At 73.1% G+C, this 11,980-nt stretch carries 16 protein-coding genes and 1 pseudogene; 3 read left to right on the forward strand and 14 right to left on the reverse strand.

All coding sequences use genetic code 11. The features are described 5' to 3' along the window. Positions 1 to 56: 56 nt before the first annotated feature. The 6 genes from ACFCZ1_RS37920 to ACFCZ1_RS37945 all read right to left on the reverse strand — a co-directional run bounded on the left by ACFCZ1_RS37920 (position 57) and on the right by ACFCZ1_RS37945 (position 3,022). Entirely contained in the window at positions 57 to 239 is a 183-nt protein-coding gene (locus ACFCZ1_RS37920; RefSeq protein WP_376682831.1) for a hypothetical protein, read from the reverse strand. A 92-nt stretch (positions 240 to 331) separates the two neighbouring features. After that, positions 332 to 679, reverse strand: a complete 348-nt coding sequence (locus ACFCZ1_RS37925; protein WP_376682832.1) for a hypothetical protein — start codon at positions 677 to 679, stop codon at positions 332 to 334. Positions 680 to 785: 106 nt separating this feature from the next. Further along, entirely contained in the window at positions 786 to 1,430 is a 645-nt protein-coding gene (locus ACFCZ1_RS37930; protein ID WP_376682833.1) for a hypothetical protein, read from the reverse strand. 297 nt (positions 1,431 to 1,727) lie between these two features. Then, positions 1,728 to 1,985, reverse strand: coding sequence for a hypothetical protein (locus tag ACFCZ1_RS37935; protein ID WP_376682834.1), 258 nt, complete (start codon positions 1,983 to 1,985; stop codon positions 1,728 to 1,730). Between the two features lie 21 nt (positions 1,986 to 2,006). Continuing rightward, on the reverse strand, positions 2,007 to 2,768 hold the full coding sequence (locus ACFCZ1_RS37940) for a CbtA family protein (protein ID WP_376682835.1): 762 nt from the start codon (positions 2,766 to 2,768) through the stop codon (positions 2,007 to 2,009). 38 nt (positions 2,769 to 2,806) lie between these two features. Beyond that, positions 2,807 to 3,022: a CbtB-domain containing protein gene (locus ACFCZ1_RS37945; RefSeq protein ID WP_376682836.1), complete on the reverse strand. Its 216-nt coding sequence runs from the start codon at positions 3,020 to 3,022 to the stop codon at positions 2,807 to 2,809. 189 nt (positions 3,023 to 3,211) lie between these two features. On the opposite strand from ACFCZ1_RS37945, the gene ACFCZ1_RS37950 reads away from it, so the two are divergent. Then, the gene (locus ACFCZ1_RS37950; protein ID WP_376682837.1) at positions 3,212 to 3,694 is read left to right on the forward strand and encodes a histidine phosphatase family protein; all 483 of its coding nucleotides are present in this window, start codon (positions 3,212 to 3,214) and stop codon (positions 3,692 to 3,694) included. A gap of 42 nt (positions 3,695 to 3,736) precedes the next feature. On the opposite strand, the gene pucL is transcribed toward ACFCZ1_RS37950, so the two are convergent. Both pucL and ACFCZ1_RS37960 read right to left on the reverse strand, forming a co-directional pair. Then, positions 3,737 to 4,654, reverse strand: coding sequence for a factor-independent urate hydroxylase (pucL, locus tag ACFCZ1_RS37955; protein ID WP_376682838.1), 918 nt, complete (start codon positions 4,652 to 4,654; stop codon positions 3,737 to 3,739). Between the two features lie 232 nt (positions 4,655 to 4,886). Further along, positions 4,887 to 6,260, reverse strand: a complete 1,374-nt coding sequence (locus tag ACFCZ1_RS37960) for an aspartate aminotransferase family protein (RefSeq protein WP_376682839.1) — start codon at positions 6,258 to 6,260, stop codon at positions 4,887 to 4,889. Positions 6,261 to 6,567: 307 nt separating this feature from the next. Here ACFCZ1_RS37960 and ACFCZ1_RS37965 point away from each other — a divergent pair, with 307 nt between their 5' ends. Continuing rightward, positions 6,568 to 6,990: an ATP-binding protein gene (locus tag ACFCZ1_RS37965; RefSeq protein ID WP_376682840.1), complete on the forward strand. Its 423-nt coding sequence runs from the start codon at positions 6,568 to 6,570 to the stop codon at positions 6,988 to 6,990. Here the strand turns inward: ACFCZ1_RS37965 and ACFCZ1_RS37970 are convergent. The 3 genes from ACFCZ1_RS37970 to ACFCZ1_RS37980 all read right to left on the reverse strand — a co-directional run bounded on the left by ACFCZ1_RS37970 (position 6,962) and on the right by ACFCZ1_RS37980 (position 9,380). After that, entirely contained in the window at positions 6,962 to 7,849 is an 888-nt protein-coding gene (locus tag ACFCZ1_RS37970; protein WP_376682841.1) for a SigB/SigF/SigG family RNA polymerase sigma factor, read from the reverse strand. The genes ACFCZ1_RS37965 and ACFCZ1_RS37970 overlap by 29 nt on opposite strands. Positions 7,850 to 7,971: 122 nt before the next feature. Further along, a complete protein-coding gene (locus ACFCZ1_RS37975) occupies positions 7,972 to 8,787 on the reverse strand; it encodes a PaaX family transcriptional regulator C-terminal domain-containing protein (protein ID WP_376682842.1) in 816 nt (271 codons plus the stop codon). Further along, positions 8,784 to 9,380, reverse strand: coding sequence for a GNAT family N-acetyltransferase (locus ACFCZ1_RS37980; protein WP_376682843.1), 597 nt, complete (start codon positions 9,378 to 9,380; stop codon positions 8,784 to 8,786). The genes ACFCZ1_RS37975 and ACFCZ1_RS37980 overlap by 4 nt, the downstream gene beginning before the upstream one ends. 67 nt (positions 9,381 to 9,447) lie before the next feature. Here ACFCZ1_RS37980 and ACFCZ1_RS37985 point away from each other — a divergent pair, with 67 nt between their 5' ends. Then, complete coding sequence (locus ACFCZ1_RS37985; RefSeq protein ID WP_376682844.1) at positions 9,448 to 10,476, forward strand: alpha/beta hydrolase family protein; 1,029 nt, start codon at positions 9,448 to 9,450, stop codon at positions 10,474 to 10,476. A 519-nt stretch (positions 10,477 to 10,995) separates the two neighbouring features. Here the strand turns inward: ACFCZ1_RS37985 and ACFCZ1_RS37990 are convergent. From ACFCZ1_RS37990 to ACFCZ1_RS38000, 3 genes and pseudogenes are all read right to left on the reverse strand, one after another. Beyond that, entirely contained in the window at positions 10,996 to 11,364 is a 369-nt protein-coding gene (locus tag ACFCZ1_RS37990; RefSeq protein WP_376682845.1) for a hypothetical protein, read from the reverse strand. Between the two features lie 22 nt (positions 11,365 to 11,386). Next, the gene (locus ACFCZ1_RS37995) at positions 11,387 to 11,695 is read right to left on the reverse strand and encodes an SCO5918 family protein (protein WP_376682846.1); all 309 of its coding nucleotides are present in this window, start codon (positions 11,693 to 11,695) and stop codon (positions 11,387 to 11,389) included. 93 nt (positions 11,696 to 11,788) lie between these two features. After that, positions 11,789 to 11,980 (reverse strand): annotated as a pseudogene (locus ACFCZ1_RS38000) (ATP-dependent helicase); the annotation flags it as partial.

Below are 11,980 nucleotides of genomic sequence, written 5' to 3' on the forward strand. Positions count from 1 at the left end.
CCAGAGGTGGATCAGAGACAGGCCGTACTCACGGCCGGGCGGTCTGCGGCGGGCTCCTACGCGGCCGGGTCCGGCGCGGCCGTGTGCCGCGCTTCGCCCCCGCTCGTGCTCTCGGACTCGGCGGCCGTGGCCGGCGTCTTCACCGGCGCGGCCGGATCGGCCCGGCGTACCGGCGGGGTGAATCGGGCGGCCTCGGCGCGGAGCATGGCGTTCAGGGCGGTGTACGGGTCGATGGGCATGGCGGAACCTCACGGTGCTCAAGGGTGTGTGGGGGGACTGCACTGCCGGCGGGCCGGGCCCGCTCGGACCGGGCCCGGGGGCACGGGCCGGCTCAGCAGCGCAGGACCACACTCCGCGCCGTCGGCGGTGCCGGCTCGGTCTTCCCGAGGCCCGCAGGCGCGCCCGCGGGCCGCTCCTCGTGTTTCACGTGAAACATCGGCGGCGGTGTCCGCCGCAGCCCCGGTACCCCGCGCGGCAGCCACCGTACGGCGGCCCGTACCTCGGGGTCGGCGGCCGGATCCGACTGTCCCTCGGTGGGCTCCGCGGGGGCGGTGGAAGAGGGCCGGGACTCGGCGACCGTCGCGGCGGCCGGACCGGCGCCGAACACGCACAGCAGCACGACACAGGCCGCCGTCAGGGCCCGGGTCAGTGCCGCACGCGCGCGCCGCCTCCCGCTCATGCGGGGGGTGTGCCCCGCCGTGCCGGGCGGCTCCCGGCCGGGTGCGCAGAAGCCCCCGACCGGAGGACGAAGTCACCCCCCACGGATGACGGCCCGCAGGGGCGGGTCAGCGGCCGCGCCGCTGTCCCGTCAGCCGCGCCAGTACGGCGGTCTCGCCGCCGATGAGGCGCAGTTGGGCACGCCCGGCCCGGCCCTCGTGGCCGGGGGCCTCGCCGGGTGAGATCCGGACGACGGTGAACACGGCCGTACGGCCGTCCGCGCGGGAGATCTCGACGGTCCGGCCGCGCTGAAGTCCGGCGAGGTCCAGGCCGGACCCGGTGACCACGGCGGTGCCGGCCGAGCCCGGCGGCGGACCGGCGGTGTCCCAGAAGGCTTCCCCGTGGCTCTCGCGGCTGTCGCGGCCCTCATGGCCCTGTTGACCCGATCGCGCCCCGGCCAGCGGCACGTCGATGTCCAGGCTCGGGACGCGCAACCGCACCGGCCGAGCGGGCCGCATGGGCCCCGTGACGGCCCGCAGCGGACCGGGGGCCGTCCTCGGCGAGCGCGCGCCCTGGCCGGGGGTGTGCTCGCCGGAGTGTTCCCGCTGCCGGGCGAGGCGCCGGTGGTCGGACAGCCCCAACGCCCGGGAGGGCAGCGCGTCGTCCGTGGTCGTGGCCGAGGGGGTGGCCCCCTCGGTGCGCTGCAGAACGCTGATGCCGGTGGACAGCAGAACCACCGTCAGAGCGGCGACGACCCACTTGGCGCGGGGCATGGGAATCCCTCCTGTCCGGCTCGGGCGGCCGGGTCACGTGAGCAGTGGACACCTCCTCTGCCCGTCAGTACGTGGTGCAACACGAGAGGCTGACGGAACGTCACGGGCGTGTCGTGTCGGGATTCCTGCGTCTTCGCAGCTGGCGACGGGTCCGGCCATACCCTTCGGAGCGCGCGGGACCGTACGTCCGAACGGGTGATCTCCGGGGTGTGCGTGCCCGGCTCGGTACGGCGGCGCGCGGGACGTCACCGATCCCGGACGCGGCGGGAGCGGACGGCGAAGCTCATCCGGCCGTTGTCAGCACACCGCGACATGCGTCGCCGTCGTCGCGCCCATCAGGATGGCGGCGAGGTGGACGGCCGGGTGGCCGTAGTCGCCGGACCACAGGTGCCGGGCCAGGCCGCCCAGCGCGGCCAGGGCCGCGATCACGCCGATCTGGCCGAACAGCGTGACGGCGGTGAAGGGGGCCAGGAGCAGCAGGAACGAGCTCAGCCAGAACGGGGCGGCGCCCGTCCATCCTCGCCACTGCCTTATCGCCGTCGGCACGTACGGCATGTACTACCGGCCCCCTCATGGTCAACTCGTCGGCAGCACAGCCTCCTTGGGTGCGGCGCCCGGCACAAGGGCCCGTTCGGCTAGAAAACCGAAGGCGAGGCCGAAAGTCGTCCACAGCGCGGCCTGGATGGCCAGGGACGCGAGGCGGAAGTCCCAGATGAGCGCGGCGGGGAAGTCCGACGGAACCTCGTTGATGCCGGGCAGGAAGGCGTACGAGATCCCGACGGCGAGGACGAAGGACGCGGCTGCCACGACCGTCGCGTTCCAGTTGCCGAGCTTCGGGGCGAGCCGTCGGCCCAGGATCAGCGCGCCCGCCGCCAGCAGCGCGCTCAGGGCGATCATGAGCAGGTAGAGGGCGGTCCGCCGGGCAGCCGTCTCGGGGTCACCGACGGCCGGCGGATTGGCGGGGTACTTGAAGAACGGCACCAGCGTGACGGTGACGAACAGCCCGCCGGTGACGAGCGCGGCCGTGGCCCGCGGGCCGAAGCGGCCGATGCGGCCCAGCGCGTAGCAGAAGACGAGCGCGGCGATTCCGCCGAGCGCGACCCCGTACAGCAGGACGCCGGTGCCGAGGCCGGCCGTGGCCTGGAGGGCCCGGCTGACCGGGGCCTCCTCGGCGCCGTGGTCGTGGCCGGCCGCGAGGTGGCCGGCCTCCTCGATGGCGATGGCCGCGTCCACCTTGGACTCACCGAGGAGGTACGCGACGAGGAAGGCGGCGACACCGGCCAGCAGGCCGGCGAGCATGCCTCTGATGAGAAGGATGCGGGGAGAGAGAGCGTTCATCTGTGTGCGGGTTCCCTTGCGAGGAGCGATCAGAGAGATCAGTGGCAGGGGAAGCCGAGCAGGTGGCGGCCGTCGTGCAGCCATTCGTGGACGGTCTCGCCCTCGAAGACCGCGGTGGCGCCCTGTTCGACGCCGATGAAGTACAGCAGGACCAGCATGAGGACGGCGACGAAGGCCGCCCAGGGAGCGAGCGCGGAGAGCGAAATCGGGGCGACGGCGGGAGCCGTCGTCGGCACGGCGGTGTGAGCGGCCATGGCAGGTACCTCCAGAGGGAACACGCGTCCCGGTCAGTGGTGCTCGCGACGACGGCGGCGGGTCTGACTTGCCTCCCGTGCGGGGAGGATTCACAGTGGCGCGACCGTGCCGGATTCTCACCGTGCTTCCGTCGTACCGTCGTCATGTAGTTATGTCGTCCGAGACCGTACCGCGCTTACGCTCCCTTTATGAACCCCCCTTCGGTACGAGTTCACCTGGTCACCCCGGATCCGGACGCCTCGATGAGGCAGCACCGCTTCGGCCACGGCGGGCCGTTCGCCCTGGACACCGGGCGGTGGGCGGGGCGGACCCTGGAGGAGGTGGCCGCCGAGGACCCGGCCGCGGTGCGCAGCTGGCTCACCGACCCCGCGTACGCCCCGCCCGGCGGCGAGTCCGTCGAGGCGCTCGTCGCCCGTGCCGGGAACTGGCTGGACGGCCTCGGGCCCGGCACCCACCGGGTGACCGCGGATCAGGCCTTCGTCCGGGCGGCCGTCGTGCACGCGTTGGAGCTGCCGCCGCACACGTTCTGGCGGCTGGACGCGCGACCCCGCACGCTCACCGAACTCAGCGGGCGCACGGGGCGGTGGAACCTGCGTCTCGGGACCGTGTACCCGGCGCCCGGGGAGGCCCGGCCGGGCGGGCCGGGCGGGCCGGCGGACCCAGGAGCCTAGGCGACTGGGCGACTGGGCGACGCGACTAACTGGGCGACGCGACTAGGCGACGATCCAGTCGGAGGTCGCGATGACCGGCTGCACGCCGTCGCGGTGGACGGTGCCCTCGATCAGGCCGTACATCCGGTCCGCCGCGAAGTAGACCTCGTTGTCGTTCTTGAGGCCGAAGGGCTCCAGGTCCACGAGGAAGTGGTGCTTGTTGGGGAGGTTCAGGCGCACCTCGTTGACCTTGGCGCAGTTGTCGAGCACCCGCTCGGCCATCTGGTTCAGGGTCTGCTGCAGCGAGTACGAGTACGTCTCCGCGAAGGCTTCCAGCATGTTCTTGCGGACCTTCCGGTACGACTGGTCCCAGTCGTACCCGGCGTCGTCGGCGGCCAGCGCCGAGTGCGCCCAGCGCGCGGTGACCTTGGTCGCCAGGATGCGGTCGTACGCCTCCTGGAGGGTCGTGTACTCGTCCTTGATGTAGCCGTGGAACTCGGAGTTGGTCGAGTTCATGACCGTCAGGTCCTTCAGCCCCGAGATGACCTGCAGGCCCGTCGTCTCGCTGTAGGTGATCTGCGCGGTGCGCACCTCCTGGCCCTTGCGGACGAAGGAGTGCTGCTCCTTGCGCGTCGGGACCGGGATGCGGTCCCACACGTACTCCTCGATGCGGATCTGCGCCTCGCGGATCGGCTCCTGCGAGGAGACGAAGTGCTTGGCGAGCAGGATGCCGAAGGCTTCGGGGGAGTCGATGCCGTGCTCCTTGCCGAAGGCGTACACCGTGTTCTTGGTGGTGTCGGTCGGCAGGCAGTTGGCGTTGTCGCCGGTCAGGTGGACGTCGCGGAACTCACCGCGGAGCGCGACCGAGACGTTGAGGTCGCGGATCTCGTGCCACGAACCTTCGGCGCCCTTGCGGGTGACCTTGACGATGCGGTTCTCGGCCTTGCCGTACTGGTTCTGGGCCAGGACGTGCTTGCTCATGGGCTGACTTCCTTACGGGTACACGGAGTCCGGCTTGCGGGATCCCGTACGCCCGGCGTCCAGCGGTCGGGCCGCTCCCCGCCGTTCGGTCTCGGAGGACCGCCCCGGGACTGACGTGCATCCCGGTCCGTAGGTGCTCCTTCGGATTCCAGCACGTCCACGTGGCGTTCGTAAGGGCGCGGATCCTCCGAGAGCGGCACCCACGGATTGGGCGACCGAACGGCTGTGCAGCTCAGGCCGTGTGCGCGTCGGCGACCGACAGGGCCTCGTCGAGGATCGCCAGGCCCTTGGCCACGTCCTCGGGCGCGATGTTGCACGGCGGCGCGACGTGCAGGCGGTTCCCGGCGATCAGCGGCCACAGGCCGCCCTTCTTCAGGGCCGCCCCGAGCTCCGCCATGGGTGCGTTGTCGGCGCCCGAGGCGTTGTACGGAACCAGCGGCTCCCGCGTCGCCGCGTCCCGTACGAGTTCCAGGGCCCAGAAGGTGCCGAGCCCCCGGACCTCCCCGACCGAGGGGTGCCGCTGCGCGAGCGCGCGCAGCCCGGGGCCGAGCAGCTCGGCGCCGGTACGGGCGGACTGCTCGACGGTGCCCTCCTCCTCCATCACGTTGATCGTGGCGACGGCGGCCGCGCAGGCCAGTACGTGCCCGGAGTACGTCAGGCCGCCCGGGTAGGGCCGGCGGGCGAAGGTCTCGGCGATGGCCGCCGAGATGGCGACCCCGCCGAGGGGCACGTAGCCGCTGGTGACGCCTTTGGCGAAGCAGAGCAGGTCGGGGCGTACGTCCCAGTGCTCGGAGGCGAACCACTTACCGGTCCGGCCGAAGCCGACCATGATCTCGTCGAGGATGAGGACGATGCCGTGGCGGTCGCAGAGCTCGCGCACGCCGGGCAGGTAGCCGGCCGGGTGCACGAGCACGCCCGGGGCGCCGCCGACGGTCTCCAGGATGATCGCGGCGATGGACTGCGGACCCTCGAAGACGATGGTGTCCTCCAGGTGGCGCAGGGCGCGCTCGCACTCCTCGGCCTCGGTGGTCGCGTAGAACGGCGAGCGGTAGGCGAAGGGGCCCCAGAAGTGCACGACACCGGCGGTGGCGGTGTCGTTGCCGAAGCGCCGCGCGTCACCGGTCAGGTTGATCGCGGTGGAGGTGGCGCCGTGGTACGAGCGGTACGCGGAGAGCACCTTGGGCCGGCCGGTGTGCAGCCGGGCCATGCGGACGGCGTTCTCGACGGCCTCCGCCCCCGCGTTGGTGAAGAAGATCTTGTCCAGGTCGCCGGGAGTGCGCTCTGCGATCAGCCGGGCCGCCTCGGAGCGGACGTCGACGGCGAAGCCGGGCGCCACGGTGCACAGCGTGGCCGCCTGCTCCTGGATGGCCGCGGCGACCTTGGGGTGCTGGTAGCCGATGTTCGTGTAGACGAGGGCGCTGGAGAAGTCGAGGTAGCGGTTGCCGTCGTAGTCCCAGAAGTACGAGCCCTGGGCCCCGGCGACGGCGAGCGGGTCGATGAGCTCCTGCGCCGACCATGAATGGAAGACATGCTTCCGGTCGGCGTCCTTCACTGCGTCCTTCACTGCGGTTTTCGCGGCGGCGGGGGCGCCGGCTTCTGCGTTCATAAAACGAGAGTAGTTGTCCACGATGCGGAATGTGGATGACGTCCGGTGGGTGGGCGGGCAGGTGGGTCCGGGCGCGGTGGGGTGCTCTCGGGGGCCATCTGCCCGGTGCCGGCCCGGTGCCGGCCCGGTGGCGGATCGATGGCGGGTTGATGGCGAACGGATTGGATCTCGACTTACCGGAATATGGAATCTCACTTTCGAGATGCGAAATTCATCGAGAGGGGGTGACGGGCACCGCTCTAGGATTGGCAGCTGGGGGTAGGGGTAGGTGCGCCGCTGAGCGGCGCGCGCGGAGACGGGAGGCCCTGTGGCCGAGCAGACGCGGAGGCTGGTCCTGGGGGGCGCCACGACCGGTGTGGTGGGCCGGTGCCGGGACTTCACCCGCCGGGCGCTGGCCGACTGGCAGTGGCCGGGGGAGAGCGAAGCCGTCGAGGACGTGCTGCTGCTGGTCTCCGAGGTGGTGACCAATGCCTGCCTGCACGGTGGCGGCCCGCGCGAACTGGTCCTGCGGCACACCCCCGGGCTGCTGCGCATAGAGGTCAGTGACGACAGTGCCGAGCCTCCGCGGCGGCGGCCGCCCGGGGACCGGGCGCTGCCGGGCGGGCACGGGCTGATCGTGTTGGAAAGGCTGTCGCGCGGCTGGGGCTGGGAGCCGTCGGGCGACGGGCGGATGGGCAAGACCGTCTGGCTGGAGGTGCTGGTCAGCGGACCGCGGGCGCCGTGGTCGTGACGCCCGCCCCGGACGCCTCCGCCGGCAGCTCCGCCGATCGCGATGCCTCGTCGGCTTCGCCGGCCTCGTCGGTGAGCAGCCCGGCGCGCAGTCGCTCCAGGGTGCGGGCCAGCAGGCGGGACACGTGCATCTGGGACAGTCCCAGACGGTCGCCGATCTCGGACTGGGTCAGTTCCTGCCCGAACCGCAGCGAGAGCAGGACGCGCTCGCGCTCGGGCAGGCAGGCCAGCATCGGCTTGAGGGACTCCAGGCACTCGATGCGGTCGTACGCCGCCTCCTCCGCGCCGAGCGTGGGCCGGTCGGCGCCTCCGTCGTGGTCGCCGTCCTCCTGGATCGGCGCGTCCAGGGAGCGCGCGGAGTAGGCGGACGCGGCCTTGCGCCCCTCCACCAGCTCTTCGGGCGTGACGTGCAGGTGCCCGGCGAGCTCGGTGTCCGTGGGCTCGCGGCCGAGCTCCTGCTCCAGGACGTCGTGCGCCTTGGCCGAGTCGATCCGCAGTTCCTGGAGCCGCCGCGGGACCTTGACGGCCCAGCTGGTGTCCCGGAAGAACCGCTTGATCTCGCCGGTGACCGTCGGCATCGCGAACGAGGTGAATTCCACCCCGCGCTCCGGGTCGAACCGGTTGATGGCCTTGATCAGGCCGACGGTGCCGACCTGGACGATGTCCTCCATGGGCTCGCTCCGCCCGCGGAACCGGCGGGCGGCGTACTTCACGAGGCTGAGGTTCAGCTCGACGAGGGTGTTGCGGACGTACGAGTACTCCGCGCCGCCTTCCTCCAGCTCGGCCAGTCTCCGGAACAGGGACACGGACAGGGCCCTCGCCTCGTCGGTCGAGACGTCTGTGAGGTCTGTACGGTGCATGGCACTGCGCTCCTCCGACGGGTGGACCCCCGGCGGGAACGGGCACGGGGGTACGTCGTTTGCGCTGTCCCAGGGGATATACCCCCACAAACCAACCCATACCCTCGTGTCCTCGCGCGGCCTCAGGCCACCGCTTCGCCGTACAGCCGGAACAGCCGCGGCCAGCCCGGCCCCGCCCCGGCCCGCAGTCGGGCCCAGGCCCCGGCCGCGGCGGCCCGGGCCGCCGTCCCCGGCCACGGCTGCGGCAGCAGCTCCGGCGGGAGCAGCGGATCCGGGAGCATCGCGGCGGAGAAGGCCGCGGCCAGCTCCACGGCGTGCGCGAGCCCGGCCTCCGGGCGCCGCGCCAGGGTCAGCAGCGGCTCGTACCGCGCCGCGATCTCGTCCAGCGGCCACAGCCGGCCCGCGAGCGCGACCGGGTCGCAGGTCCCGCGCGCCTCCAGGTCCCGGCTGGTCAGGCAGGTCAGCGCGGAGGCCACGCCCAGCTCCGCCGCCCGGGCCCGCACGTACGGCCCGATCGCGTTCGGCGTCACGTACAGCCCGCCCTGCACCGGCGCCGCCCCCAGCCCGGTCAGCGCGTCCCGCAGGGCGTCCCGGGCCGTCCGCGCGGATTCCGGTACGGCGAAGGCGAACAGGTGCCAGACCCCGTCCCACGGCTCCAGCCCCCGGTCCTGCCGGTAGGCGTGCCGTACGAAGTCCACCTCGGGTACGAGCGGCAGCCCGGCCCCGGCCCCCGGGCCGGCGGCCCCGGCCATGCGCAGCACGGCGCGCCGCCCGCGCCCCTCCACGGTGAAGCGCTCCTCCGCCACCAGCCGCTTCACACACAGCCGCACCTGCTGGTCGGTCATGCCGAGTTCGCCCGCGACCTCGTACAGCTCGGCGGCGTCCACGGTGCCGTCCTCCCGTACGAGGGCGTGGACCACCAGACGCGTGGGGATCATCGCTCCACCTCCTTGTGCATCGTCGTCACGGCCCCGAATCCCAGCACGTCCCGCAGCCACGGGGTGCGCTGCAGCCGGACCGCCCGGAAGCCGTGCCGTTCGTACAGCGCCCGCGCCCGCGGGTTCTCCGCGACCACGTCCAGCCGGATCCGCCGGCACCCCTGTTCGGCGGCGACCGCGTCGATCTCCCGCAGCAGCAGGCCGCCGACGCCCCGGCCCCGCTCGGCGGGGTCCACGGCGATGCCGTCCATGACCAGCTCGCCCCGGGCCGGGGTGCGCTCCAGCAAGGCCAGCAGGAACACCCGGTACAGGCCTCTGACCTGCCCGTACTGCGCCCTGACGGCGGCCGTGTCGCCGCCGACCAGGCCGCGGCCGGCCAGCTGGTAGCCCGCCACGCCCACCACCCGGCCGCCGGACACCGCGACCACCGCCCGGTCCCGGTGCAGGTGTCCGGCGATGAACCGCCGTCCGGCCTCCGCGGGGCCGAGGGCGGCGCCCAGCTTGCCCGAGAAGGCCTCCCAGTACAGCTCGGCCACCCGCTCCTCGGCGCCCCGGGGCGCTGCGCGCCGTACGTCCACGCTCTCCGTCGTCATACGCACAAGCCTAATACGTTCATTGCCGCTACGATCGTTTTACATTCGAGCGAACGATGGGGAGTCCATGACGACCAAGCCGCGCAAGGCGCTCCTGACCACCCTTCTCCTCCTCCTCACCTGCGCCCTCGCCCTCACCGGCGTCGTCCTGCGGCAGCAGAGCTACGACGTCCACGAGGAGCGCGTCTCCGTCCCCGCCGCCGGCCACGAGCTGCCCGGGGTGCTCGCCACCCCCACCGGGAGGGGCGCCGGCCCCTTCCCGCTGGTGGTCCTCGTGCACGGCGACGGCGAGATCGATGCCACCCACGACGGCTTCTACCGGCCGTACTGGGAGGCCTTCGCCCGCGCCGGCTACGCCTCGCTCTCCCTCGACAAACCCGCCGACTGGCTCGGCCAGACCATGGACGACCGGGCCCGCGAGACCGCCGACGCCATCGCCTGGGCGGCGCGCACCCGGCCCGACGTCGACCCCGCCCGGATCGGCCTGTGGGGCGCCAGCCAGGCGGGATGGGTGCTGCCCAAGGTGGTGGCGCGGGCCCCGGCCCCGGGCGTCCGCTTCGTCATCGCCGTCGGCGTCGCCGTGAACTGGGACCGCCAGGGCGAGTACAACCTGCGCGCCGAGCTCCGCGCGGCCGGGGCCGACGCCGACCGCACGGCGGCCGCCCTGCGCACCCGGGAGTCGACCCTGGCCCTGCTGCGGCGCGGCGGGTCGTACGAGGAGTACCGCGCGAGCCCCGGCGCCGACCGGGAACTCACCCCGGAGCGCTGGTCGTTCATCACCCGCAACCACACCGCGGACGCGACCGGGGACCTACGGGCCATGCGGGCCGTGGGGGACGTCCCGGTGCTGCTGATCTCGGGCGCCGACGACCTGAACGTGGACGGGGCCGAGACCGAGGCCGTCTACCGGGACCTGCTCCGGCCCGGCACGCTCACCGTCCGCCGCTACCCGGGCGCGACGCACTCCCTGCTCCGCACCCCCGTCGAGCGCTCCTCCTGGCGGCTCGCCCTGACGGCCGTCTTCGCCCCGCGGGCCCTCTTCCCGCCGGGCCTCCTCGACGACCAGCAGCGGTTCCTCGAAGGGCTCCCCGGCTGAGGCTGTCCCGTAGTCCCCGATGGGTGAGCGCACGGGGCCAGCCGCGGTGCACCGCGAGGCGCAGGCGCGCCCCCGTACCGGGCGCATTCGGGCGTTCCGGCATGCGGCGAGGCGCCGTAGCCGGCTCGGTCCGTGCGTCCGCCGGGGACCACGGGAGCGCCCCGGGGCGCGCAGCCCGGTCCCTGCGCGCGGTGCGGCGGCGTGCAGCGCGCGAAGACGTGGCTGAGGGGCCGGGCCCCGCCCGTGACGCAGGGCGGCGCGCAGGGGGCGTTCGGCGACCGGGGAGGCCGGTTCGCCGGTCGGATCCCGGCCGCTCGCAGCGGGTCACGTCCGCGCCGTCCGGCCGGATGCGATGCGGCCCCCACGCCGGGAGACCAACGCCCGCAGGGCGTGCGCGGTGCCCATCGGGGGTTGTGCTCCCCGATGGGCACCGATCAGCAGCTCGGAGGCGGGCACCGGCCCGGTTCCGGCCTCCGAGCGGGATGAGCGGGCTCCGCGGCCGTGCGGTCGCAGGAGGGGCTATTTGTCCGAGTAGCTGAAGTCCCCGACGGTCCACGCGTTGACGTCCCCGAGCGCGATCCGGTACATGCCGCCGGTTTCGGGGATGCCCAGGGTGCCCTGGAGGATGCGCGCCACGTGGAAGTGCAGGTGCGAGGGCGGCCCGGCGGCAGGGCCGGCCTGTTCGGAGGCTCTGAAGACCTCGGCGAACGGGGCCAGCTGGTCGGAGTCCTGGAGGACCTCCGCGACGCGCTGACGCCAGACGCTCTCGGGGGCCAGGCGGCCGGTGATGACGGCGCCTTGGGTCACGACGGTGAGGGACATCTGATTGGTTTGCTCCGACTCGACCATGGCTGCGAGATCGACGAGCAGATCATCAGGGATCGACATGAGCACGGACTCTAGCAAGCGGTCAGGCTCCGGCCGGGGTGCCGAGCAGTGCGGAGGCGGCCTGCAGCGGGGTGAGGGCGGCCGCGGGCACGGGCGCCGATACGTCGCGGCAGGTGAAGCCGAGGCGGGTCAGGGCCCGGGTGACCTCGGCGGCCGTGAAGTCGCGGCGGTCCTGCCGGGTGATGACCTCGCCGACCTGCTTGACGGGGTAGGTGCGGCGGCCGATGATCACGGACGCCCCCGTGACGGGCTCGGCCTTGACGCCCTTCATCTTCTCCTCCACCTCGGTCTTCTGGAGGTCGAAGGGGTACCGGGCGATGACGAAGCGCATGATGCCTCACAGACGGGAAGGGGTACGCGGGAACGAGCGGGACGGGCGGGGGCGGGGCGAAGCGGGTCGGGGACAGGCCCCGGGACCCGGAGGTCAGGCGGCCATGCCCATGGCGCGGCGCCGCTCCTGGGCGGGGCGGCTGCGCCGGCCGCGGGAGGACCGCGCGCTGCGCTGCGGCCGGTCCTGCTGGGGCGTGGTGATGGTGACGGGGATGCCGGAGGGTGTCTGGGCTCCGGTGATGCGGGTGAGGGCTTCTTCGCCGGAGTGGACTTGGGTGGTGTGTGC

Source organism: Streptomyces sp. NPDC056224, from assembly GCF_042267665.1.
In the GTDB taxonomy this organism is placed as follows: Bacteria; Actinomycetota; Actinomycetes; order Streptomycetales; family Streptomycetaceae; genus Streptomyces.